At 66.3% G+C, this 23,743-nt stretch carries 23 protein-coding genes and 1 pseudogene; 8 read left to right on the top strand and 16 right to left on the bottom strand.

Going from position 1 to position 23,743, the window contains the following annotated elements; all coding sequences use genetic code 11:
* The first annotated feature begins 67 nt into the window (after positions 1 to 67).
* On the top strand, positions 68 to 412 hold the full coding sequence (locus tag ACQY9S_RS04210) for a hypothetical protein (protein ID WP_428423311.1): 345 nt from the start codon (positions 68 to 70) through the stop codon (positions 410 to 412).
* A gap of 28 nt (positions 413 to 440) precedes the next feature.
* On the opposite strand, the gene ACQY9S_RS04215 is transcribed toward ACQY9S_RS04210, so the two are convergent.
* Together ACQY9S_RS04215 and ACQY9S_RS04220 are read right to left on the bottom strand one after the other, a co-directional pair.
* A complete protein-coding gene (locus ACQY9S_RS04215; protein ID WP_428423312.1) occupies positions 441 to 608 on the bottom strand; it encodes a hypothetical protein in 168 nt (55 codons plus the stop codon).
* Positions 609 to 665: 57 nt separating this feature from the next.
* Complete coding sequence (locus ACQY9S_RS04220) at positions 666 to 1,148, bottom strand: response regulator (RefSeq protein WP_428423313.1); 483 nt, start codon at positions 1,146 to 1,148, stop codon at positions 666 to 668.
* Positions 1,149 to 1,491: 343 nt separating this feature from the next.
* On the opposite strand from ACQY9S_RS04220, the pseudogene ACQY9S_RS04225 reads away from it, so the two are divergent.
* Both ACQY9S_RS04225 and ACQY9S_RS04230 read left to right on the top strand, forming a co-directional pair.
* Positions 1,492 to 1,548: pseudogene (locus ACQY9S_RS04225) on the top strand (hypothetical protein); the annotation flags it as partial.
* Positions 1,549 to 1,840: 292 nt separating this feature from the next.
* On the top strand, positions 1,841 to 2,383 hold the full coding sequence (locus tag ACQY9S_RS04230; protein WP_428423314.1) for a dienelactone hydrolase family protein: 543 nt from the start codon (positions 1,841 to 1,843) through the stop codon (positions 2,381 to 2,383).
* A gap of 96 nt (positions 2,384 to 2,479) precedes the next feature.
* On the opposite strand, the gene ACQY9S_RS04235 is transcribed toward ACQY9S_RS04230, so the two are convergent.
* From ACQY9S_RS04235 to mdeB, 5 genes are all read right to left on the bottom strand, one after another.
* Positions 2,480 to 2,851: a hypothetical protein gene (locus ACQY9S_RS04235; RefSeq protein WP_428423315.1), complete on the bottom strand. Its 372-nt coding sequence runs from the start codon at positions 2,849 to 2,851 to the stop codon at positions 2,480 to 2,482.
* Positions 2,852 to 2,886: 35 nt separating this feature from the next.
* Complete coding sequence (locus ACQY9S_RS04240; protein WP_428423316.1) at positions 2,887 to 4,221, bottom strand: MgtC/SapB family protein; 1,335 nt, start codon at positions 4,219 to 4,221, stop codon at positions 2,887 to 2,889.
* Between the two features lie 118 nt (positions 4,222 to 4,339).
* On the bottom strand, positions 4,340 to 4,543 hold the full coding sequence (locus tag ACQY9S_RS04245) for a hypothetical protein (protein ID WP_428423317.1): 204 nt from the start codon (positions 4,541 to 4,543) through the stop codon (positions 4,340 to 4,342).
* 157 nt (positions 4,544 to 4,700) lie between these two features.
* Positions 4,701 to 5,732: an isocitrate/isopropylmalate family dehydrogenase gene (locus ACQY9S_RS04250; RefSeq protein WP_428423318.1), complete on the bottom strand. Its 1,032-nt coding sequence runs from the start codon at positions 5,730 to 5,732 to the stop codon at positions 4,701 to 4,703.
* 129 nt (positions 5,733 to 5,861) lie between these two features.
* Complete coding sequence (gene mdeB, locus ACQY9S_RS04255; protein ID WP_428423319.1) at positions 5,862 to 8,549, bottom strand: alpha-ketoglutarate dehydrogenase; 2,688 nt, start codon at positions 8,547 to 8,549, stop codon at positions 5,862 to 5,864.
* Between the two features lie 118 nt (positions 8,550 to 8,667).
* On the opposite strand from mdeB, the gene ACQY9S_RS04260 reads away from it, so the two are divergent.
* The 5 genes from ACQY9S_RS04260 (at position 8,668) to ACQY9S_RS04280 (ending at position 13,016) form a co-directional block, all read left to right on the top strand.
* The gene (locus tag ACQY9S_RS04260) at positions 8,668 to 9,129 is read left to right on the top strand and encodes an Lrp/AsnC family transcriptional regulator (RefSeq protein ID WP_428423320.1); all 462 of its coding nucleotides are present in this window, start codon (positions 8,668 to 8,670) and stop codon (positions 9,127 to 9,129) included.
* Between the two features lie 202 nt (positions 9,130 to 9,331).
* Positions 9,332 to 9,727 carry a VOC family protein gene (locus tag ACQY9S_RS04265; protein WP_428423321.1) on the top strand — a complete coding sequence of 132 codons (396 nt, stop codon included), beginning with the start codon at positions 9,332 to 9,334 and terminating at the stop codon, positions 9,725 to 9,727.
* A gap of 133 nt (positions 9,728 to 9,860) precedes the next feature.
* Entirely contained in the window at positions 9,861 to 10,628 is a 768-nt protein-coding gene (gene gloB / locus ACQY9S_RS04270) for a hydroxyacylglutathione hydrolase (protein WP_428423322.1), read from the top strand.
* 25 nt (positions 10,629 to 10,653) lie between these two features.
* The gene (locus ACQY9S_RS04275; protein ID WP_428423323.1) at positions 10,654 to 11,940 is read left to right on the top strand and encodes a methyl-accepting chemotaxis protein; all 1,287 of its coding nucleotides are present in this window, start codon (positions 10,654 to 10,656) and stop codon (positions 11,938 to 11,940) included.
* Positions 11,941 to 11,972: 32 nt separating this feature from the next.
* On the top strand, positions 11,973 to 13,016 hold the full coding sequence (locus ACQY9S_RS04280) for an NAD(P)-dependent alcohol dehydrogenase (RefSeq protein WP_428423324.1): 1,044 nt from the start codon (positions 11,973 to 11,975) through the stop codon (positions 13,014 to 13,016).
* Between the two features lie 34 nt (positions 13,017 to 13,050).
* On the opposite strand, the gene ACQY9S_RS04285 is transcribed toward ACQY9S_RS04280, so the two are convergent.
* From ACQY9S_RS04285 to ACQY9S_RS04325, 9 genes are all read right to left on the bottom strand, one after another.
* A complete protein-coding gene (locus ACQY9S_RS04285; RefSeq protein ID WP_428423325.1) occupies positions 13,051 to 13,275 on the bottom strand; it encodes a hypothetical protein in 225 nt (74 codons plus the stop codon).
* 240 nt (positions 13,276 to 13,515) lie between these two features.
* Positions 13,516 to 14,022, bottom strand: coding sequence for an SRPBCC family protein (locus ACQY9S_RS04290; protein WP_428423326.1), 507 nt, complete (start codon positions 14,020 to 14,022; stop codon positions 13,516 to 13,518).
* 16 nt (positions 14,023 to 14,038) lie between these two features.
* Positions 14,039 to 14,539 (bottom strand): SRPBCC family protein, encoded by a 501-nt coding sequence (locus ACQY9S_RS04295; RefSeq protein WP_428423327.1) that lies wholly within the window; start codon positions 14,537 to 14,539, stop codon positions 14,039 to 14,041.
* Between the two features lie 19 nt (positions 14,540 to 14,558).
* Positions 14,559 to 15,410 (bottom strand): transporter, encoded by an 852-nt coding sequence (locus tag ACQY9S_RS04300; RefSeq protein ID WP_428423328.1) that lies wholly within the window; start codon positions 15,408 to 15,410, stop codon positions 14,559 to 14,561.
* A gap of 160 nt (positions 15,411 to 15,570) precedes the next feature.
* Entirely contained in the window at positions 15,571 to 16,896 is a 1,326-nt protein-coding gene (locus ACQY9S_RS04305) for a DUF1329 domain-containing protein (protein ID WP_428423329.1), read from the bottom strand.
* Positions 16,897 to 16,913: 17 nt separating this feature from the next.
* Entirely contained in the window at positions 16,914 to 18,506 is a 1,593-nt protein-coding gene (locus ACQY9S_RS04310) for a DUF1302 family protein (RefSeq protein WP_428423330.1), read from the bottom strand.
* 91 nt (positions 18,507 to 18,597) lie between these two features.
* Entirely contained in the window at positions 18,598 to 20,973 is a 2,376-nt protein-coding gene (locus ACQY9S_RS04315) for an efflux RND transporter permease subunit (RefSeq protein ID WP_428423331.1), read from the bottom strand.
* Between the two features lie 25 nt (positions 20,974 to 20,998).
* Positions 20,999 to 22,009, bottom strand: a complete 1,011-nt coding sequence (locus ACQY9S_RS04320) for a WD40/YVTN/BNR-like repeat-containing protein (RefSeq protein WP_428423332.1) — start codon at positions 22,007 to 22,009, stop codon at positions 20,999 to 21,001.
* 138 nt (positions 22,010 to 22,147) lie between these two features.
* Positions 22,148 to 23,716 (bottom strand): GMC family oxidoreductase, encoded by a 1,569-nt coding sequence (locus tag ACQY9S_RS04325; protein WP_428423333.1) that lies wholly within the window; start codon positions 23,714 to 23,716, stop codon positions 22,148 to 22,150.
* Between the last annotated feature and the right edge of the window lie 27 nt (positions 23,717 to 23,743).

Genomic DNA, 23,743 nt, shown 5'->3' on the forward strand with positions numbered 1-23,743 from the left:
GCCTCATCCTGCATCCGGGGGGATCAGCCGCCTTGGCCGCGGTTTGCGGCCCCGGGACAATGCGGCCGTGAAGTCTCCGCCTATCGACGCCGCATTCGCCGACACCGTTCCCGATGCCTTGCTGGACGGCGTATCGGGCGCGGTTTTCGCCGATGCGTGCAACGGCCAGGCCGGGACGATGGTGCAGGAGACGACTTGCCATGAGATCGATACCAGCCTGAGGTTGCCCACACGCCAGGAGTCGGGCAGGGCGTACAGGTTCACGCCGGGCCCCGATCCCTACGGTCGCCGAGGCTGCGACCGCCCGTACGAGATCATTCCGAAGGCGCTCGGGCTGCGCAGCCGCTGGATCGTGTGGAGCGTGGTATCGACGGTGCTCATGATCGCGTTCGCCACGCTGCTGATGGACTGAAGCGCCGGCCAGCCACGCGAAGGGGGCCTCAGCGTTGAACGCTGCCCACGCCCAGCTTGAGCAGGATCCGCAGGTACTCCAGGCGGGCATGCAGCGCGGCCAGCTCCTGCACCAGATCGGCCCACAGGGCTTCGCGAGCGGCAAGCGTACGGTGTCGTGGCCGTGAGGGCGAGCCGGGTGGAACGGGAGCGTCCATGTCGAGCACTGCGGGCGGGTTTCGATAGACGCATGGTCTCGCTCGGCTGCCGGGGTATCAACCCCGCGAGTCGGGTGAGTCGCCGCCGGGTCTCGAGTGAGCCTTGGCATGGCGGCTCCAGAGCGGCGACCCGTCGAAATGGGACGCACACCAACGCTGGAGGCATTCGCTCATCGCAACGCCGTCAGTGGACTTCTTCAGCACATCGTTCATGCCGCTGCGCCGCACGAGGGCTTCACAGGGGGGGCGGTCCATCGCGGTGTAGGCCATCACGGGAACCGGTCGACGGGCAGGGTGCGCACGCTCTGAACGCCGGATGCGCTCGGTGACGAACAAGCTGTCCAGTACAGACGTGTCCACGTCAATCAAAATGACGTCGAAGTCTTGTTCGCTGGCGAGTTGCACCGCCTCGACGCCATCCCGCGCCACTTTCGTTGCGATTTCCCATTGCGACAACATCGCACATGTCAGTCGTTGCTGGGGTTCGCAGGAACCAACGAGCAAGACACTGAGAGAGGGTGAACGGGGCAGTCTCGACATGTCGCTCTCCTCGAGTTCAGGGATTGTCAAGCGCCAACGACGCGGGACGGTCCGGGGCTTCGACCGGCAAGATGCCCATGGGGTGTGCCCACGGCATCACGGGTGAAGCCTGGCTGCGGGAGTCTTCAGGACAGGCAAGCGCAAATACTAGTGCCCCCGCGGACCTTCTTCCATTCGTTATCGCACGGAGCGCCACGGATGTCGTAACAATGAGTTACGGTGACAAAAAAGGCCGTGCGGGGTGCGGTAGGTCGACGCTGGTGGCAGCGAGCAGGCGCACATCGAGGGCGACGGACTTGCGCGACCGCAGGTGAACGCTAAATTCGTGCGTCGGAGTGAATTCATGAGCCGCTTCACTGCCAAGGACTTCCATCCCGAAGTCCTGAAGCTGTTTGACCAGTACGTGCATGGCGCGATCAGCCGGCGCAATTTCCTCGACAGCGCGGCCAAGCATGCCGCGGCCGGCCTGTCGGCCGCGGGCCTGCTGTCCGCGCTGAGCCCCGATTTCGCCCAGGCGCAACAGGTCCCGCCGCAGGATCCTCGCCTGAAGACCGGCCGCGTCGAGATCGCGTCGCCGCAAGGGTATGGCACGGTGCGCGGCTATCTGGTGCAGCTCGCGCAAGCCCGGGGCAAGCTGCCGACGGTGCTGGTGATCCACGAGAACCGCGGCTTGAACCCGCACATCGAGGACATTGCGCGGCGCCTGGCGCTCCGACGGCTTCATCGCATTCGCCCCCGATGCGCTGGCGCCGCTGGGCGGCTACCCGGGCGACGAGGACAAGGCGCGCGAACTCTTCCCCATGCTCGACCAGGCCAAGACCCGCGAAGACTTCGTCGCCGCCTACGCTTACCTGAAGGCCTTGCCCGCGGGCAACGGCAAGGTGGGCGCGGTGGGCTTCTGCTACGGCGGCGGTGCGGTGAACTACCTGGCCACGCGACTGCCCGACCTCGCCGGTGGCGTGCCCTTCTACGGCGCGCAGCCGGCGGCGGCGGACGCGGCGCGCATCAAGGCACCGCTGCTGCTGCACCATGCCGGCGCCGACGAGCGCATCAACGCCGGCTGGCCCGCGTACGAAGCGGCCCTGAAGGCCGCGGGCGTGCCGCACGAAGCCTTCATCTATCCGGGCGTGCAGCACGGCTTCAACAACGACACCACGCCCCGCTACGACGAAGCGGCCGCCGAGCTGGCGTGGCAGCGCACGGTGGCGTTCTTCAAGCGCACCCTGCGAGCCTGAGCCGTGCCGCGCTCCCGTGCGGGAGCGGCACGGCCTTCGATACCGCGGGGTTGCCGCGGTGGCCGACGAACACGAAGTGACCGCCGCTCGGGCAGGTCAGCCGACCTGCGACACGAGCACCAGCAGCAGCGCCGCGGTAAAGAACAGGATCAGCGAGAGCACGACGAACCCGACATAGTGCAGCACCGCTTGGAGCCGAGCGCCCGCGGGCCGGCTGCGAACGAGGTAGTAGGGCACGGCAAGCATCGCCATCAAGATGACTGCTGCACCGAGGCCGGAGCTGCGCGGATAGTTGCGCTCCCTGGCGTCGAGGAAGTACCAGACGTACGACAGCGGCGTGAGCGAGACCATGAACAGGAAGTCGCCGATTCTCGGCGGCGGCGCCCAACGGGCCGTGGAGTGGCCGACAAACACCCCGTAGACGACCACGAGCGCGAGGATTGCGAGACGGGCGAGGCGCGCGTTCATTGCCTGGGATTGCGTGAATCTTCTCTGCGCTCGTTTCAGGGCCTGTTCGACGGGCCGAGTTGCTGCACGCCGGGAATCCACCGCGTGACGATCGGCTCCAGGCGCTCGCGCGCGACGACACCGAGCACGCCCGCCGCCGCGATGCACAGCATCACCAGCGCGAGCTTGCCGACGAGCGCGCGGTTGCGCGTGCGCAGCACGAACGACAGACTGAAGACCACGCTGGTGAACGATGCGACGATGGCGCCGTTGCCCGCCACGAGGGGCGAGATGGCCCCCTGCGTGGCCAGGTTGGCGGCCGCCGCCACGGCACTGGCGCTGGACATCAGGCCGCCGAGCACGCTGACGGCGTAGAAGCCCATTTCCCCGAACTCCCGCTGCATGACGTTGCCGAGCATGTGCAGCAGCAGGAACAGGAAGCCGTACTTCAGCGCGACCGGCAGCGAGAACGGCAGCGTCAGCCGGATGGCGGTGGTTTCCTGCGCCGACGCGCGGTCCCGCAGGCGGTAGCTCAGCAGCACCGTCGCGGCGCCGGTCAACAGCATCAGCAGGAAGGCCGCCAGTGAACTCAGCAAGGCGAGCGGGGCCAGGATCAGCAGCAGGCCCGCGTTGCGCGCCACCATCGCGGTGGTGGCGAGCAGGATGCCGCGGTAGGCCGGATCGAGCAGCCGTCCCTGGGACTCGCGCACCCGGGTGGACAACTCGATGACGGTGAAGTTGCTGTTGACCAGGCCGCCGAGGAATCCGGACAGCTCCGCGCCGCGTGCGCCGTAGACCTTCCACAGGATGTAGTTCACGAAGCCGATGCCGGAGATCAGGATCACGGTCACCCAGGCCGCGCGCGGCTCGATCAGCTGCCACGGACCGATCGTGCCCTGCGGCAGCGCCGGGTAGATCACGATCGCCAGGATCGCCAGCAGCAGCGCCGAGCGCAGCTCGCCCTCCGTCAGGCCCATCGAGAAGCCCGCCAGCCGTTCCTTCCAGGCCAGCAGGGCGGTGGCGATCACCATCACCGCTGCCGGGGTGATGGTGTGGCCCTGGCCGCACAGCACGCCGGCCAGGCAGGTGACCAGCATCGCGGCCGAAGTGGTCAGCTCCGTGCCCTGGTTGGCGCGCAGCGTCTGCACGTTCAGGAAGATGGCCAGCAGGCCTGCCATGCAAAGGCTGAGCAGTGCGAAGTTGTCGCCGAGCGAGCCGCTCATCGCGCCCATGAGCGAGATGAAGCCGAACGTGCGCAGGCCGGCCTCCTTGCCGCGCCGTTCACGCTCCAGGCCGATCAGCAGACCCAGCGCCAGCGCCAGCGCCAGCCTCACCAGGACGGCGACATAGGGCCACTGCACATTGGGCAGGGCGGTGATCTCGCTCAGCATGCGGCGCTCGCACGCACACCGCGGGGCGCGCCATTTCTCGGGTGTCGCTTCGGCATGTCGCCAGTCTATGTCGATCCGCCGCGGCTCCCTGCCGTGCGCTGCCGCATGACGTCCGAGATCAGCGGGAACGCGCCGAGTAGTTCTCGCTGTAGAACCGATCCAGTTCGAGGTGTCGAAGCTCCCGAGCCTGGCGCAGCTGCTCGGCGTCGCGAGCGCCGGGGCTTGCGTCAGCGCCGCTCGGCTGCTCGCTCCCGCCGCGCCCGGGATCCGCGGTCGACGGCTTGCCGGTGGGCTCGTCCGGCACGGCTCGAGGGTGTCTCATGCAAGCCATTACGCGCCGGGCTACTGACTCGGCGCTTTCAGCGAATCGCGCGCGGGAGCGGCCGGCTTCGCGTGCACGATCCGCGCAGCATGAACGACAGGACGTTTCCCTGGTGTCGTTCGAGCCTTGCGCTGCGACGCTGAACCGATCGGGGGGTTCAGCCGTTCGTGATCCGGCTCACGAGCGCGCTGGTGAAGGCGGCCGTGGTCGCGGTGCCGCCCAGATCGCCGGTACGCACCTTGTCGACGTTCAGCGTGGCGTCGAGCGCGCGACGCAGCTGCGTGGCCTTCTCGGTGAGCTGGACGTGATCGAGCATCATCGCCGCGGCCAGCAGCAGCGCGGTCGGGTTGGCGATGCCTTTGCCGGCGATGTCGGGGGCCGAACCGTGCACCGCTTCGAAAATGGCCGCGTCGGCGCCGATGTTGGCACCGGGGGCCATGCCCAGGCCGCCGACGAGCCCCGCCACCAGGTCGGACAGGATGTCGCCGAACAGGTTGGTCGTGACCAGTACGTCGAACTGCCAGGGGTTGAGCACCAGTTTCATCGCGCAGGCGTCGACGATGAGGGTGTCGAGTTCGAAGCGGCCCTTGTATTTGCGCTCATACAGTTCGAGGCCGGTCTCCAGGAAAATGCCGGTGAGCGCCTTCATGATGTTGGCCTTGTGCACGATCGTCACCTTCTTGCGGCCGGTGGCGACGGCGTGCTCGAAGGCGAACTCCAGCAGTCGGCGGCTGCCGGCGCGGGTGTTGATGCCGGTGGCCATGGCCACGGCGTGCGGGTCATCGTCGATCTGCACGAAGTGCTCGTGACCGATGTACAGCCCCTCGAGGTTTTCGCGCACCACCACGAGGTCGATCTTGTCGAAGCGCCCGCCCGGAATGATGGTCAGGGCCGGCCGCAGGTTGGCGTAGAGCTTGAACTCCTCGCGCAGACGGACGTTCGATGAGCGATAGCCTCCGCCCGAGGGCGTTTCCAGCGGGCCCTTGAGTGCCAGCCGCGTGCGGCGGATGCTGTCGAGGGTGGCTTGCGGCAGCGGGTCGCCGGCAGTCTTGACGCCTTCGAGGCCGGCGATCTGGCGGTCCCATGCGAAGGGCGCCTTGAGCGCATCCAGCGCCGCAAGCACGGCATCGACGATCTCGGGACCGATGCCGTCTCCGGGGATCAGGGTGGCGGGAATAGGACTGGCCATGAAAGGTGGACCTCGCTAATGCTTCGCTGGACCGGCAGACCCAAAGACCTCTGCTCGGAAGGGACGTGGAGGAAGAGGTAACCCTTTCAGCATAGCTGACATGACGGCCAAGCGCGCTTGCGCTTCGGCTCAGCACTCCCAAGGCGCGTGGTCGGCGACCCTGATCTGGTAGCGCTCCATCGCGTGCGCGCACACGCTGGATTCGATGACACCGTTGCGTGCGAGCGAAGAAAGCGCTGCGAGGACGACGTGGTGGCGGTCGATCTCGAAGAATGCGCGCAGCGCCGAACGCGTGTCGCTGCGGCCGAAGCCGTCGGTGCCGAGGGCCACGAACCGGGCGTCGAGGTACGGTGCCACCAGTTGCGGCCAGGCGCGAACGTAGTCGCTGGCAGCCACGATGGGCCGCTGCCCCGACAGGCAGCTTTCGAGATGGCTCACACGAGGCGTCTCGCCAGGATGCAGCCGATTCCAGCGTTCCACGGCCCTTGCATCCCGTGCGAGTTCGGCATAGCTCGTGGCGCTCCACACTTCGGCGTGCACCCCCCAGTCGGCGGCGAGCAATGCGGCCGCCTGCGCGACTTCGTGAAAGATCGTGCCGGAGCCCAGCAACCTGAGCTGTGCCTCGCCGCTCGTGCCATCGCAGCGATACAGACCCTTGATCACGTCCTGCGCCACCCCGTCCGGCAAGGACGGCTGGGCCTGGTTTTCGTTCATCAGCGTCACGTAGTAGAAGCAGTCTTCCTGCTGCTCGAGCATCTGGCGCATGCCATGGTCGAGGATGACGGCGAACTCGCCGGCCGTGGCCGGGTCGTAAGAGCGACAGTTCGGCACCGTCGAGGCCATCAAGAGGCTGTGACCGTCCTGATGCTGCAGGCCTTCGCCGCCGAGCGTCGTACGGCCGGCCGTGGCGCCCAGCAGAAAACCGCGAGAGCGCTGGTCGGCCGCCGCCCAGATGAGATCGCCGATGCGCTGGAAGCCGAACATCGAGTAGTAGATGTAGAACGGCAGCATCGGCATGCCGTGTACCGAGTAGCTGGTTGCAGCAGCCACCCACGAGCTCACCGCACCCGCCTCGCTGATGCCCTCTTCGAGGATCTGCCCGTTCCTGGCTTCGCGATAGCTCAGCACCGATCCGATGTCTTCGGGCTGGTAGCGCTGGCCCACGCTCGAATAGATGCCGATCGTCTTGAACAGATTGGCCATGCCGAAGGTGCGGGCCTCGTCGGCAACGATGGGAACGACGCGCGGCCCCAGGGCCGGGTCTTTCAACAGGCCGCCGAGCATCCGCACGAACGCCATCGTCGTGCTCATCTCCTTGCCGTCGGCCTTCAGGGCGAACTCTGCATAGCCCGCGATCGGCGGCACGGCCAATGCCTCCGCGTCGACCCGGCGCGAGGGTATGTACCCGCCGAGTGCGGCCCGCCGTTCGTGCAGGTATCGCATCTCCGGGCTGTCGTCGGCCGGCTTGAAGAACTCCAGATTCGCGGCTTGCTCGTCGGACAGCGGCAGCTGGAAGCGGTTGCGAAAGGCGATGAGGTCTTCGCGATCCAGCTTCTTCTGCTGATGCGTGGTCATGCGGCCTTGTCCGGCCTCGCCCATGCCGTAGCCCTTCTTGGTCTGCGCCAGGATGACGGTCGGCCTGCCTTGGTGGCGAGTCGCCGCGTCGTAGGCGGCATGGATCTTCACGAGGTCATGACCTCCGCGCTTGAGCTTGTCGATCTGCTCGTCGGTCAGGCCTTGGGCCAGCGCCATCAGTTCGGCGTTCTGTCCGAAGAAGTGCTCGCGGTTGTAGCGACCATCCTTCGCGGCGAAGGTCTGCAACTGCCCGTCGACAGTACCCGCGAACGCCTTGGCGAGCGCACCGCCCGGGTCGCGTGCGAACAAACCGTCCCAGTCGGAGCCCCATACCAGCTTGATGACGTTCCATCCTGCTCCCGAGAAGAGGGCTTCGAGTTCGTCGATGATGCGACCGTTGCCGCGCACCGGCCCGTCGAGGCGCTGAAGATTGCAGTTGACGACCCAGACGAGGTTGTCGAGGCCCTCGCGCGACGCCAGTGTCAACGCGCTCATGCTTTCGGGTTCGTCCATCTCGCCGTCACCGAACACGCCCCAGACCTTGCGGTCGGCCGTGTCGAGAAGACCGCGGTGCTGGAGGTAGCGCATGAAGCGCGCGTGGTAGATCGAGCTGATCGGGCCGATGCCCATCGACCCGGTCGGGAACTGCCAGAAGTCGGGCATCAGCCAGGGGTGCGGGTAGCTGCACAAGCCCTGCGCCCCGCTCGCGCGTGCGCCGATCTCTTGCCGGTAGTGCGCGAGGTCGTTCTCGCCGAGCCGGCCTTCGAGAAACGCTCGTGCGTACACGCCGGGCGCCGAATGGGCCTGATAGAAGACCAGGTCGCCCTGGAAGCTGTCGTTGCGTCCACGGAAGAAGTGGTTGAAGCCGACTTCGAACAGGTCGGCTGCACTGGCGTAGCTGGCAATGTGTCCGCCGAGTTCGCCATAGGCCTTGTTGGCACGCACGACCATGGCGAGCGCGTTCCATCGGATGATCGAGCCGAGCCGCTCTTCGGTGGCCAGGTCGCCGTTGAATGGGGGTTGCCGATCGGCCGGGATCGTGTTGACGTAGGGCGTGCCTCGAACGGGCTCCCATCCGATGGTCGGCTGGCGCGCCGACTCGCTAAGGCGGTCGAGGATGAACCGCGCGCGCGCCGGGCCCGCTGCCTGCAGCACGCTGCCGAGGGCGTCCTGCCACTCCGAAGTTTCCTGTGGATCGCTGTCGATCGGCGACAGGCTGGTTTGCATCGAATGGTCGCTCATCTTGGGCTCCGGCTGATGCTCACTGTAGGCGCTGACAGACGGCAGTTGAAGCTGTGTTGGCGCGTCGCCGTCGCATTTCGCGGCATAAACTGCCGTGTCTTGAACGAATCACGAAACGATGAACCTCGATACGATCGACATTCGAATCCTTCGGGAGCTCCAGGCCGATGCGAGCCTGTCCAACGTAGAGCTCGCTCGGCGAATCCATCTGTCGCCCTCGCCGTGCCTGGCGCGCGTGAAGGCGATGCAGGCGTCAGGATTGATCCGCCGCTATGTCGCGCTGCTCGATCCGGAGGAACTCGGGCTTCACCTGAATGTCTTCATCTCGATCAGCCTCAAACAGCAAAGCCGCAAGGCCCTCGAAAGTTTCGAGGCTCGCGTTTGTGCCCGCGAGGAAGTCATGGAGTGCTATCTGATGACGGGCGATGCCGACTACCTGTTGCGGGTGGTCGTGCCCGACATGGCGGCGCTCGAACAGTTCATCCTGGGGCAGCTTTCGCCGATCCCGCAGGTGGAAAAGATCCGCTCCAGCTTTGCCCTCAAGCAGGTGCGCTACAAGACGGCGTTGCCTCTGGGTTGAGCGGCTCCCGGCATCGGCCCCCCAAAGCACGGCGGTGGCGCAGCGCGCAGGTCCTCGTCACTACCCGCGTACTACCTCCTGCGTGACCGTCGGTGGAAGAATGCCGATCATTCCATCAGGAGCGAGACCACCGACCCGGCGTGCATCCGACGGTCGGCCATCGACGTTCTCTGCGCGCACTCGCGCTCCACCAGGAGGTTAAGTGGCCAAGCTCATTCACACCATGATCCGGGTCTTCGAGCTCGAGCGCTCGCTGCGGTTCTACGCGGCGGTCCTCGACATGAAGGAATCCCATCGGCTCGACTTCCCCGAATTCACCCTCGTCTACCTGCGTGCCGCGGAAGGCGATTTCGAGATCGAGTTGACGCTCAACAAGGGTCGTGAGGACGAGTACTCGCACGGAACGGGCTACGGCCACGTCGCCGTTGTCGTGCCGGACGTGAGCTCGAAGCGGGCGCAGGTCGAGGCACTCGGGTATGCGCCGACCGCGGTCAAGGAATTCAAGCGGGGCGACGAGCTGCTGGCCAAGTTCTTCTTCGTGCAGGACCCCGACGGCTACAAGATCGAGGTCCTGGAGCAGCACGGGCACTACCGCTAGCTGGTCGCCCGGACGCCCCGCCCACAGTGTGGGCGGGGGGCGATCCCCCTTGCATCCGGCCCGGACCGGCCTCCACGCGGCTCGGTGCCGGCCGCTTCCGTGGCGCCGCCAGGAGACCAACGTGCCCGCTCTCGTGTCGATCAAGGCCTTTGCCGACAACTACATCTGGCTGTTCCGCGCCGGCAATCGCGCGTGGGTCGTCGACCCGGGCGAGTCGGCCGGCGTGCTCGCCTATCTCGACAGGAACAACCTGATCCTCGAAGGGATCCTGCTGACCCATCATCACGAGGACCACACCGGCGGCGTCGACCGCCTGCGGTCGATCCGCAACGCCCGGGTCTACGGGCCCGCACGGGAGCGCCTGCCGGAGCCGGTCATCAAGCTCCTGCACGGCGACGAGGTCGACGCCATGGGCGTGCGGTTCCGGGTGATCGACGTCCCCGGGCACACCTCGGCGCACATCGCCTACTACGCCGAAGACTTCCTCGGCCGTCCGCTGCTGTTCTGCGGCGACACCCTGTTCTCCGGGGGGTGCGGCCGCCTGTTCGAGGGCACGCCCGCGCAGATGCTCGCCTCGCTCGACCGGCTCGCCGGCCTGCCGGGCGACACCCTCGTTTGCTGCGCGCACGAGTACACGGTCGGCAACCTCCGGTTCGCGAGCGCCGTGGAGCCCGGCAATCGCGACGTGGCGGAACATCTCGAGCGCTGCCTCGCGCTGCGAGCGCTCGACAAGTCCACGCTTCCCAGCGCCATCAAGCACGAGCTCAAGATCAACCCCTTCCTGCGCTGCCGGGAACCGGCGGTGGCCGAAGTGGTGCGGCGCAGGGCGGAGGCCGGCATCGCGATGGACGATGTGGCGGTCTTCGCCGCGCTGAGGGCCTGGAAGGACCGCTTCGTCTGATGAAGCGCGGTCGGCCACCGCCTCGTTGCCGGGCAACCCGGCCGTGCGTGCAACGCGTCCACTTCCAACTGCCGCAGCCAAAGGAGCAGTGGTGATGAAAAGTTTCTTCTTCCGCGCACGTCGGAACGCACTTCTCGAATCCACCGAACACGTGGCCGAGGTGGAAGCCCTGCGTCAGCAGGTCGAGTCGTTGCAGGCCCAGATCGAGGGCTTGCAGCTGCGCTTCGACCTGATTCGCCGCGCCTCGGGAGAAGGGCTGTGGGACATGGAGGTTCCCGCCGCTGACATGGCCGGCGCCGGCAACCCGTTCTTCTGGTCGGCACAGTTCCGCAGATTGCTCGGCTATCGAGACGAGCGAGACTTTCCGAACGTGCTTGCCAGTTGGTCGGACCTGCTGCACCCGCAGGACAAGCAGCGCACCCTGAATGCATTTGGCGCCCACATGGCGGACCGCTCCGGCGGCACGCCATACGACGTGACTTACCGCCTGCGCTGCAAGGACGGTGTCTATCGCTGGTTCCGGGCGCGTGGCGAGACCCTCAGGTCGGCGCAGGGCACCCCCTTGCGCGTGGCGGGCACGCTCGTCCCCATCGACGACGACCTGAAACTTCAGCAGGAGCTCGACGTGACCCACACGCGTTTCGAGCTGTCGCGAGAGATCGTCAACGACGGCGTCTGGGACCTTGCCGTTGTCGCCGGCGATCCGGTCAACCCCAGGAACGCGTTCTGGTGGTCACCGCAGTTCCGCCGGTTGCTGGGCTTCGTGGACGAGGCCGATTTCCCGAACGTCCTCGACAGCTGGGCGTCGCGTCTTCATCCCGAGGACAAGGACGCCACGATGGCGGCGTTCCTGCAGCACCTGAACGACAAGACCGGCCGCACACCGTACGACGTCAGCTACCGGCTGCGTTGCAAGAACGATCGGTACCGGTGGTTCCGTGCCCGTGGACAAACCAAGCGGGCGGCCGATGGCACCGCGCTGCGCGCCGTCGGGGCCCTGGCGGACATACAAGCCGAAAGAGACCGGGAAGAGGCCGAGCAGCAGCGCGTCAAGTACAACGCACAGCTCGAATCCAGCCTGAAGGACATCGGCGACATCGTCGGCACCATTCAACGGATCGCCCAGCAGACCAACCTCATTGCGCTCAACGCGGCGGTAGAGGCCGCAAGGGCCGGCGAAGCGGGTCGCGGCTTCTCGGTGATTGCCGGAGAGATTCGAACGCTGTCGAAGCGCACGAGCGACGCGACCACCGACGTGACGCACATCCGGCAGAAGCTGGAAGACGGTCGACGCGAGTTGATCGAGTCCTGATCGGCCCACCGTTCTGACACCAGGAGACCCTCATGAAAGCCGCAGTGCTGCACCAGTACAACGAATCGCTCGGTGGCGACAGCTTCGTGCGCTATGGCGACGTGCCCGACCCGAAAATCGAGAGCCCGACCGACGTCATCGTGCGCATCGGAGGCGCCGGCGTGTGCCGCACCGACCTGCATGTGGTCGAGGGCATCTGGCGTGGCAAGGTGGACGTCGAGCTGCCCTACATCATGGGCCACGAGAACGCCGGCTGGGTCGAGGCCGTCGGCTCGGCGGTGACCGGCGTGAAGATCGGTGACCCGGTGATCTGCCACCCGCTCGTGACCAGCGGCCATTGCCTGGCCTGCCGCCGCGGTGACGACATGCATGCCGACGAGAGCCGCTTTCCCGGCATCAATGCCGATGGCGGCTATGCCGAGTACCTGCGCACCGGCCAGCGCTCGCTCATCAAGCTGCCGAAGACGCTGGCGCCGAAGGATGTCGCCCCCTACACCGACGCCGGACTCACCGCGTACCGTGCCGCCAAGAAGGCGTCGCGCCACCTGCTGCCCGGCGAGTACGCGGTCGTCATCGGCGCCGGAGGGCTGGGCCACATCGGCATCCAGGTGCTGGCTGCCCTGTGCGCTGCCGAGATCATCATCGTCGACCGCGCCGACACCGCGCTGCAGCTGGCCAAGGGATGCGGTGCCCATCACCTGGTCAAGGCCGACGGCCACGAGCTCGAGCGTGTGCTCGAGCTCACCGGGGGCAAAGGCGCGCAGGCGGTCATCGACTTCGTCGGCGAGGGCGATGCGATTCCCAAGGGCTTGGCGATGACGCGCAACGCCGGCACCTACTACCTCGTCGGCTATGGCGGCAAGATCGAGCTGCCCGCGATCGACATGATCACGAGCGAGAAGAGCATCGTCGGCAATCTGGTCGGCACCTATTCGGAACTGGTCGAACTGATGGCGCTGGCCGATCGCGGGCTGGTTCACCTGGCGACGCGTGAATACAGGCTGAAGGACGCGAACCAGGCGCTGCTCGACCTGCATCACGGCAAGATCACGGGGCGCGCCGTGTTGATTCCCTGACCTGCCGCGAGCGCGGCATCGGTCTTCTTCCAACTCAGGACGGATGCCGGGCGTGCACCTTTGGCACGTCGAAATCCCGTCCCACGAGCGCCCGCGCGAACAGGTAGCTGTTGCGTTCGTGTTCGCCGAGCGAGTCCATGAGCACGTGTCCAGCCGAGTCGCATGGGAAGGCATAGCCATGCCCGGCATCGAACAGCGACTGGAACCGCAGCTGGAACCTGGTTCCTTCGTCATGGCCATCTGCAAAGGGGTACGACATGGTGTGCCTCCTATCGTGTCGTGTCTCCGGGCTTTCACCCTGAGCCCGCTTCTGCGAATCGCATGCCAATGCTCCAGATTCCTAGTTGCCGTTCTGTCTCGGGGGAGGGCGGGTCCTGCGGCCCCGGCGCCGGCGGCGCGAGCGTCGTGTTCCGGGACGTGCTGCGGTGCACCCCGTCCGATTGCTGGACGCGGGTCTTCGGTTCCCACGGTCAGCGCCAGGGTGCCGGGACAGGCCGGCTCACGGTGCCTTCTCGAAATGGCCGGCCACCTTGCCCAGCCCACCGTCGAAGGCGACGCCGACCCATTCGGTCGCGATGTCTTCGTCGACACCGACGGCATCGAAGGTGGCGCTCCAGGTCATCAGCGTCTTGCCATCCGCGGTGGGGCTCACCGAGAGGGTCGAAACGTAGTTCTTGATCGGGAACGGGCTCTTCAGCGTCGTGTAGGTGTAGCGGGTCTTCGCGGCGTCGTAGGCGAGCAGCTTCTCCACCATTTCGCCGTCGCCGGTGAGCGTCAACGTGCGGATCGCACCCGGCTTGGTGCTGCTGCCCTTGAGCGTGCTGTTCCTGACCGAGGGGTGCCAGAGGTCGATCGCATTGAAGTCGCCGACGTACTTCCAGACGGTGGCCGGCGAGCGATCGATCGTGATGTCGCGCGAGAACGAGATCGCGCCTTGGGCATGGCAAAGACCGGCCGCGGCCATCAGCAGACTGGCCGCGGCGGCGTTGCGGAGTGGGGTGTTCATGTGCGGTGTCTCCTGATCATGGCTGCTTGAAGTTGGCAACCACCTTGGCCAACCCGGCATCGTGGATGCCGCCGATGATCGCGGTGGCCTGCTCGTCACTGACCCCGTTGGCGTCGAATGTCGAGCTCCACTTCATCAGGGTGCGGCCCCCTTCAGCCGGCGTGAGCGTGAGGGTCGCCTTGTAATTGGCGACCGGCAGGGCGCTCTCGAGGATCGAATAGCTGTAACTTCGCTGGGCCGCGCTGTACGACAGCAGCTTTTCGAGCCTCGTGGCGCCATCGTCCAGCGTCAGGAGCCGCCGGGCACCGACCTGGGTGCCGTTGCCGTTGAGTTCGCTCTTGACGACCGCCGGGTGCCAGACATCGAGTGAGTTGAAAGGGCCGACCAGCTTCCAGACGGTCGCTGGCGAGTTGTCGACCGTGACTTCGCGCTCGACCGACAGGGCGCCCGCGGCGAAGCAACTGCCGGTCGCGAGCAGGAAGCCGGCGACGCTGAGAGGGAGGGTGCGTATCTTCATGGGGAAGCTGTCTCCTGGGTTAGAACTTGATCGACAGTCCGGCACCGAACTCCCAGTCCGGTGAGGTGTGGGTGATCCCGCGCGAGACCACGGCGTCGACCTGGACCGAGGGACTCAGGAGGTACGCGGTGCCAACGTCGAAGCTCACCACCGACCCGCCGTGGCGGGACGAGGCGAGTTGCCGACCCGCCAGTTCGACAAACGTGCGGAAGTGGTCGGTCCACGACTTGCCCACGGTCACCGCGAGGATGCCCGCGGCGAACCGCCCGCTGTCGGGGTTGCGATCCACCGCAACACCGCCCATGGCGCCCACCGACATCGCGCCGTCGAGCTCCCACTCGCCGACCACGCGCAAGGAGGGGCGCAGGCCGTTACCGCGGAACGCGGCCGATCCCGAATCCACGTCCACATGCAGGAGCCAGGCGACGGCGGGGCGCCCCGACGCCTCATCGCCGTCCTGCATGTGCCACTTGACGCCGAGCGACGTGTCCGCAAAGCCCCGCTCGCGCGTGACACGCGAGGGGGTCGCGGCGTCGGATCGGGAACTCAGGTAGCCGTCGGTCTCGATCCGCAGTTCGAGGGTGTCGCTGACACCCAGGCGCAGCAGCGTCGGGGTCGAGTCGATCCTCGGTCGGGCACCGGACGCATCGTCGCTGCGCTCGCGGGCGAACCCCCATTCCACCTGGAAGCGGCCCGAGCCGATCACCTGGCTGGATTCGACGAAGTCGGGCCGATCGGTGCTGATGCCGTCGTCGGCGCGAGCCGACGATAGGCAGCAGAGCACGGTGGCCGCGGCGATCGGCCAACGGAGACGGGACACGCGCTGGAACGCTGCGGGGTCGCGGCAAGTCGCTGCGGAAGGGGTCTTCATGGTGAATCTCTGTCGCGTGTGCGGTCGTTGCTCTCCAGCGCCCCGGGTCGCCGCGCTGTGGGCGCCTGATCGGCGCGCCAAGTGCAAAGGCCGCCGGGCCGACGTTCGAGGCAGCGCTCGAACGTGGCGACCCGGCGGCCCCGGCAGCGGGATCTGCCGATTACTTCCCGGTCCCGGTCGCGACCTCTTCCAGGATGTTCAGCGCCACGTCGGTTTCCTTGACGCCCTTGGGGTTGGACTTCATGTTCGAAGACCAGTTGGTGGCATGACCGCGCTTCACGTCGATGATGTGGCCGATCACGGGCATGACCGCCTTGTAGCCGTCGTCGCCGGTGTCCGGACGGTTCTGGAAGATGAACATCTTCCAGAACTCGCCCTTGCGGTCCAGCGCATAGCCGAGGTAGGGGCGCGGGAAGTCGACTTCCATGTACACCACCTTCTTGCTGTACGGGTGCTCGGGCGGGCAGGTGCCTTCCACCACGTACACCTCACGCGGCTCCCAGCCGATGTCCGGCGCCGGGTTGAAGTGTGGCGGGATGTCGATGCCGATGCGCGGGAAGCGCTTGGCCGGATCGGTCCAGGGCTGCTTGACGTCCACGCTCATCTCCGGGCTGTGGGCGATCGCCAGCACCCAGCGCTTCTCGATCAGCTTGTTGGAGAGGTACTTGGTCGGCGCGGCATCCCAGATGTCCCAGTCGTCGTACAGCTGGTCGGTGCCACCGATCGGGTCCATCCACGCGCCGCCGGAGAGACGGCGCGTGCGGCGTACGGACTTCAGGTAGGCGTAGGAGTCGTCAGGCACCTTCGAGTCAGCCTGGTTGTAGCGGACCGAGAAGAGCCCGAGGCCGCGGATGTCCTGCGGGTAGGTCGCCACGAAGTAGGTCTTCTGGGCGATGTTGCCGTCGCCCACCGTGGTCGGGCCGCCGTCCAGTCGGCCCTCCATGTAGTAGCGCCGCGACTGGAAGGCCTGGACGCGCTCGTAGCCCTTCTTCGCGTCGAGGAAGGCCCAGGCGATGTCGCGCAGGTCCATCGTCGCGCCGTAGGTGGCCGCGCGCAGGTTCCAGATCACCTTGTCGCCGGCGTTCGGGTCGTCCATCTTGATGGTCTCGGGCGGGAACATCATCCCCGCCTTCCAGCCTGTCACGGTGCGGTCGGCCGGGTTGAACTTCACGTCCTTCGCGCCGTCCTTGGTCGCCTGGACGTACTTCGGGTCCATGACGATCTTCTTCGAGTTGGCCAGCTTGATGGTCAGGTCGTAGTTCTTGATCATCCACTCCAGCTTCTCCGGCACCATGCTGGCGATGGTCTTGCCCTCGAAGGTGTCGTTCTTGATGCTGTCGTAGTTCTCCTTCTTGATGACGAAGCCCGCTTCCAGATCCTTCGCCATCGCAGGGCCGGCAACCAACGCAGTGGCAATGGCGACCGCCCCGCCAAGGCCGGTGCGCAGAACGCTGCGACGATTGGTCATGTTCTTGCTGGATTTCATTGTGAAGTCTCCTTTGATCAGAATTGCCGGGTCAACCGGAACACCAACTGGCTTGCCTTGCTGAAATAGCCGAACAACTGCGAGTCTTCGCCGCTGAACTGCGTCTTGTTGTTCCTGCCGCCGTCCCAGAAGATGTCGGCCTCCACCTTGGCCACCCACTTGTCGGACAAGGTCATTGAAACGCTCGGGATCGCGAAGCCGCCGCCATTGCTCAGGTCGAACCCGACGGCGAAGCCGGGGTTGATCTGGTCGTTCTGGTAGTTGAGCGTCGTGAAGGCCGTCAGGATGGTGTTGTGCTCCTTCAGCTTCGAGCCGTACGCGAAGAGCCGGACCAGGTCATCGTTGTCCTCGTAGTTGAGGACCTGCGTGTCGAACAACTGGATGGACGAGAACGACGGCCGGCTCGTGCCCAGCAGCCCCTCGAGCTTCAGGTTCTTGTCGATGCGCAGCATCGTCGTCAGCGTGTTCTTCAGCTTCACGCCGTTCAGGCCGATGCCCGGGTTGCCGACGCCCGACGCGAAGTTGGCGGGATTGAACGCGCCGCTGCCCACGTTGTAAGGTTGATCCTTCGTGTACGCGACCTCCGCGCTCAGCACGGCGTCGAGCGTGTCGCTGTAGCCGCTCACCGTGGCACCCAGAACATCGACCTTCGGATTGATCCGGTCGAACACCGCACCGATGACCGGCACGCCCTGGTAGCTCTTGCCCGGCGATGCCGAGCTGGCCACCGGATCGGCCGAGAACGTCTTCAGATAGGCCAGCGAGTAACTCAAACCCAGGGCCTCGCCGGACCAGCGAACACCACCGGTCACGTCGCGGAAATCGCCGGCCGGGTGATTGCAGTTCTTGGTCGTCACCTGGTTCAGGTCGAAGCCGCGATAAGGCTGGAAGAACCAGCGTCCACCGCCGATGTCGTAGGTGTTGCCGATGTCCTGGCAGCGATCCCAGCCCGGACGCACGTAGGCCGCAAGCATCCCGCTCGCTTCCGGAACGCGGATCTTGGTGGACAGCAGGATCAGCGGCTTGCGCCACTCCTCGTTCTCCCCCTCGAAGAAGAGGCGCCAGCTCAGGTCGTAGCCGTGCACCAGGTCCATGGCGTGGAAGAAGTCGGACTCGCCCCACACCAGCTGCTGTCTGCCGAACTTCACCGTGGTGCGGTCGCCGACGTTGGTCTCGGCCCAGAACTCGCGGACATCGAAGTTGTCGTAGTTCTTGAGGATGCTTTCGCCACCGGCGGTGCCGTTGGTCGCACGCAGGTTTTCGAGGTCCTCGAGATAGTTGGTCTTGTATTCGCGATCGAGTCGGGTGATCGCCTTCCATTTCACCGGGCCCGTCTTCGCGTCGGCGTCGAGCAGCACGGAGCCGCGGACCATCGACAGCTTGCCCCGGCTCTTGATCCCTTGCTGCTCGAGCTCGGGCTGGTTCTGCAGGTTCATCGACACCCAGCCACGCGCGTAGCCGGACAGCGAGAACGAATAGTCCTTGTCGTCGGCCGCGCTCTTGGCGCCATCCTCCGCGGCATGCGCGGCGGTGGTGGCCATGCCGCCCAGAGCTGCTGCGAGAGCGAGCCCCGGAATTCTCTTGAACCTTCTATGGTGTTTCTGTTTCATGTCTCCGTTCCTTTCGTCTTTTCTCTGAACACAAGCCAGCACGAATCGCGCGCCGTCGCGGTACGACGGCGTCGCGAGCGACCGACACTCCTCACACAACCACTGCGGAATCGGCGCGCTCGATCGGACGCTGCTTGCTGCCCACGATGAACGCGGGGCGGAACACGTAGACGATCGCCGGCATGATGAAGAGCGCGCTGAAGGCCGAGATGAACAGCCAGAGCGCGATCAGCAGGCCCATGTCGGCCTGCAGCCGCAGCGACGAGAAGCTCCACAGCCCGACGCTGGTGATCAGCGTCAACGCGGTGATCAGCACGCCGCGGCCGGCGCTGCCGAGCGCCTTGATGATGGCCGCCTCGACGTCGTCGGAGTGGTGCAGTTCCTCGCGGATCCCGTCGACGATGTAGAAGGTGTAGTCGACACCCAGGCCGATGCCCAGGGCCACCACCGGCAGCGTGTTGATGTTCATGCCGATGCCGTGCCACGCCATGTAGCTGAACGTGATCGTGTTGGACAGCAGCACCGGGATCATGAAGAACACCCCGGCCACCGTGGAGCGGTAGGTCACCGTGCAGCACACCACCAGCACCAGCAGCGCGAGCGCGATCGCCTCGATCTGGCCGGCGAGGATGACCTCGTTCACCGCCGCCAGCACGCCCACCAGGCCGCCCGCCAGCAGGTAGTCGGCCTTCTGCATCGCGTTCTGGGCCACGTAGTCCTGCACGCGGGCGATCGCCGTGCGGATGGTCTCGCCCTGGTGGTCGCGGAAGAACAGCGTCACGGCGCCGTTCTTCGCGTCGGCGTCGGCGTAGCGGTCCATGTCGCCCGGGTCGGAGCCGGAGACGAACATGTAGGTCAGCTCGCCGTTCTCGTTGGCGTCGTGGCCGAGTTCCGCGTACATCGGGTTGCCCTCGCGCAGCACGCGGCGCACCTGGGGCAGCACGTCGGCCAGCGAGATGCTGCCGCCGACCTCCGGCTGGGCCTCCATGTAGCGCTGGAAGTCGCTCATGCTCTTGAGCACTTCCGGCTCCCGCAGCGCGCCTTTTTCCTTGCCGGCGACCACGACGAACATGCGGTCGGAGCCCTGGAACTGCCGGTTGATGTCGGTGGCGTCACGGTTGTACGAGGAGTCGGGCCACAGGATCGGCGAGCCCGGGTTCGCGTCGCCGACCTTGAGGTTGAAGGCGTACCAGCCGGACACGACGAACACCAGCAGCGCGACGCTGAGCACGCCGTAGCGCCAGCGCGTGGTGACGACGCTCGCGCAGACGCGGAGCACGGCATCGAGCATCGGGCGAATGTTCAGCGGATGCACGAAGCTCTGCTTCGGCTTGAAGTACGACAGCATGACCGGCGTGAGCATCAGCGCGCTGACGAGGATCGAGAAGATCCAGACCGTGCCGATGTAGGAGATCTTCTCCAGCATCGGGATGGGCGTCAGCGCCACCACGAGCACGCAGCCGGCATCGGCCACGATGGCCAGCATGCTGGGCTTGAAGAGGTTCTTCGCGCTCGCCAGGGCCGCCGCGGCGGAGCTGCCTGCGCCGCGCGCGATCTCGTCGTCGTAGCGCGAGATCAACTGCACCGAGTTCGAGATCGCCTGCGCGGTGATCAGAAAGGCGACCACGATGACCAGCGGATCGAGGTGGAAGCCCATCAGCTTCGCCGCGCCGAGGGCCCAGGTGGCGCTGACCACGCCGGCCAGCAGCGGCAGCAGGGTGCCGTGCCAGGTGCGGGTGATCAGCATCAAGATGATCACCAGCGAGGCGATGGCGGCGAAGAAGATCTGCAGCGTCTCGTCGAGGTAGAAGTTGACCCAGCCGTACAGCACCGGCTCACCGACGACGCGCACCTTCACGCCGTCGCTGGAGGCCTCCTTGACCAGCGCCATGATCTGGTTGAAGGCCTTGCTGTAGTTGATCTCGCCGTCGAGGAAGTCGGCCGTGATCAGCGTGGCCTTGAGGTCCGACGAGACGTAGGGCCCGTAGATCAGCGGGTTGTTGAGCACGGCCTCCTTCAGCACCGCCATCTCGGTGGCCGACTGCGGCAGGTTGGGCCACATGATGGGGCGCGACTCCACCCCTTCGGTCGAGGCCCGGACCTCCTTGATCTTCTTGGAGGCGATCGAGACGATCTGGTAGGTGTCGACGCTGTCGACCTGCTGCAGGCCGACCGTCAGCTTCTGCACCTTCTCCAGTACCTTCGTGTCGAAGATGTCGCCGTGCTCCGTCTCGACCATGATGCTGACCATGTTCGAGCCGCCGAAGGTCGACTTGAATTTCTGGTTCACCGCGACATAGGGGTGATTCTTCGGCAGCAGGTCGCTGAAGATCGTCTTCACCTCGACGTGGGTGGCCAGGTAGCCCATCACCGCCGTCAGCAGCGCGACCGTCAGCACCACCCAGCGGCGGTAGTGGATCAGGCGCTCGAAGGCCTTCTCGATTTTTCCGAACGTTGCATTCTTCACAGCCGTCTCCTCGTTTTTTTTCGTGTCAGCGACCCGCGACGGTCAGCTGGTCGCCTTCGAGCACGGCGAGGGTGGCGCCGGCCAGGTAGTAGCGCGGGCCGGACTTCGCGATCTGGGTGCGCCACGAGACGTCGCCGTCCGAGAGGCGGCGCGCCTTCCAGGTCTGGGCGGCGGCGTCGGAGCTCACGACGACCCCCTTGTCGCCGACCGCGGTCCAGTGGTTCTCGTCCCAGATGACGTCGAGCAGGTGCTCGCGCGTGGGGCGCTCGACGTCGGTCCAGGTGAGCCCGCCATCGTTCGTCACGACCAGCGTTCCCGCGAGGCCGACGCCGACGCCGTGCTGCGGATCGCGGAAGGCCACCGCCATCAGGCTGACCTTGTTCTTCGCCGCGATGTCGGTCCAGGTGGCGCCGCCGTCGGTCGTGCGCATCACCGCGCCGAACTCCCCGACGATCCAGCCGGTGGGGCCGATGAAGTAGACGGAGTTCCATGCGCGGTCCTTCTCGGGCAGCGCGCGCGTCCAGGTCTGGCCCTTGTCGTCGGAGCGCAGCAGGGCGCCGAACTCGCCGACCGCCCAGGCCACGCCGTCGAAGATGCGCACGCGGAACAGCTTGTTCGGGTTGCCCGAGCTCGGCAGCGTCGCCGTCTTCCAGAGGCCGCCGCCGTTGGTGGTGACGAGGATGACGCCGTTGTTGCCGGCCGCCACCGCATGCAGGGCGTCCCACGCGGCGATGCCCTGCAGGTTCTCGAGCGTCGAGGTCGACTGCCGCTGCCAGCTCTTGCCGCCATCGACCGTGTGGACGATCTTGCCGCCGCTGCCCGCGGCCCAGGCCACCTGCTCGGAGGGTGCCGCGACGCTGAAGAAGTTGTCGCGGCGTTCGACGGCCTTGGGCTCGACCTTCTTGATGACGGCTTCGGCTTTCACGAAGAAGCCGGCATAGAGCAGCCCGCCGATGATGGCGATCGGCAGCGCCGAGGTCAGGAGATTGACCGCGCCGCGCGCGCCGCCTCCGAACTTCTCAAATTGGGAAAGCATGGTTCTGTCTCCTTGGGGCGCCGTGGCGCGCCCTGCGCGTCCGACGCCATTCATGTGGAGGTCCGGGTCACGTCCCGGACCGGTCGGACGGGGGAGCGCGTCGGCCCAGGCCAACGCGCCCCGTCGTGCGCCTGTCGCTCAGATCGTCCGGGCGCTCATCTGCTTGGCGATGTATTCCGCCTGGCGGATCGCGAGCGTCACGATCGTCAGCGTCGGGTTCTCCGCGCCGCCGGTGGTGAACTGGCTACCGTCCGAGATGAACAGGTTCGCCACGTCGTGCGTCTGGCCGTAGGAGTTGCAGACGCTGGTCTTGGCGGAGGCGCCCATCCGGCAGGTGCCGAGGTTGTGCGTCGACGGGTAGGGTGGCGTGCGGAACGACTTGCGCGCGCCGGCTGCCTCGTACACGCGCTGGCCCTGGGTGAAGGCGTGCTCGCGCAGCGCCACGTCGTTGTCGTGGTCGTCGTAGTGGACGTTCGGGATCGGGTTGCCCCACTTGTCCTTCAGCGTCTTGTTCAGCGTGACGCGATTGCTCTCGCGCGGCATGTCCTCGCCGACCAGCCACATGCCGGCCAGGTGCGTGTAGTTCTCCAGGTACTCGGTGAAGTCGGCGCCCCAGCCCCCCGGGTTCAGGAACGCGGCCATGAACGACAGGCCGAGCGACAGCGTCTCCATCTCGTAGCCGCCGACGAAGCCGCGCTTCGTGTCGTTGCGCGCCTCGTCACGGACGACGCCGGCCATCGTGGTGCCCCGGTACATGTGAACGGGGTTCTCGAACAGCGCGTACACCGAGCCGGTCACGTGGCGCATGTAGTTGCGGCCCACCTGGCCCGAGCTGTTGGCGAGCCCGTCCTTGAACAGGCTGGACGCCGACAGCAGCAGCAGGCGCGGGGTCTCGATCGAGTTGCCCGCCACGGCGACGATGCGGGCCTTCTGGCGCTGCTCGCGACCGTTCTTGTCGAAGTAGACGACCCCGGTCACCTTGCCCTTCGCATCGTGCTCGATGCGCGTCACATGGCTTTCAGGTCGGAGCTCCAGGTTGCCGGTCCGCTCCGCCTTGGGCAACTCGGTGTAGAGCGTGCTCCACTTCGCGCCGCTCTTGCAGCCCTGGAAGCAGAAGCCCAGTTGCAGGCAACGCGCGCGGTCGTCGCGGGGCTGGCTGTTGATCGCCATGTTGCCGGTGTGCACTTCGCTGTAGCCGAGCTTGGTGGCGCCGCTGTACATCACCTTGAAGTTGTTGTTGCCCGGCAGCCCCGGAATGCCGTGCGTGCGGGTCACGCCCATCTTGTCCTCGGCGCGCGAGTAGTAGGGCTCGAGTTCGGCCAGCGTCAGCGGCCAGTCCATCAGGTTGGCGCCGCGGACGTCGCCGTAGACCGTGCGCGTCTTGAATTCGTGCTCCTGGAAGCGCAGCGACGCGCCGGCCCAGTGCGTGGTGGTGCCGCCCACCGTCTTGCAGATCCACGCGGGCAGGTTCGGGAAGTCCTTGGCCACGCGCCAGCTGCCGGATGTGGTGCGCTGGTCCAGCCAGGCGAGCTGGCTGAAGGACTTCCATTCGTCGTTGATGAAGCTGGCGTTGGACTGCGTCGCGCCGGCTTCCAGGACCACGACCTTGATGCCCTTCTGGCAGAGCTCGTTGGCCAGCGTGCCGCCGCCGGCGCCGGAGCCGATGATGACGACCACGGAGTCGTCGTTGAAATCGAACGTGTTCATGTGGGTTCTAGCCTCGCGTTAGCTGGG

Source organism: Methylibium sp. (genome assembly GCF_965279545.1).
Taxonomy (GTDB): domain Bacteria; phylum Pseudomonadota; class Gammaproteobacteria; order Burkholderiales; family Burkholderiaceae_C; genus Methylibium.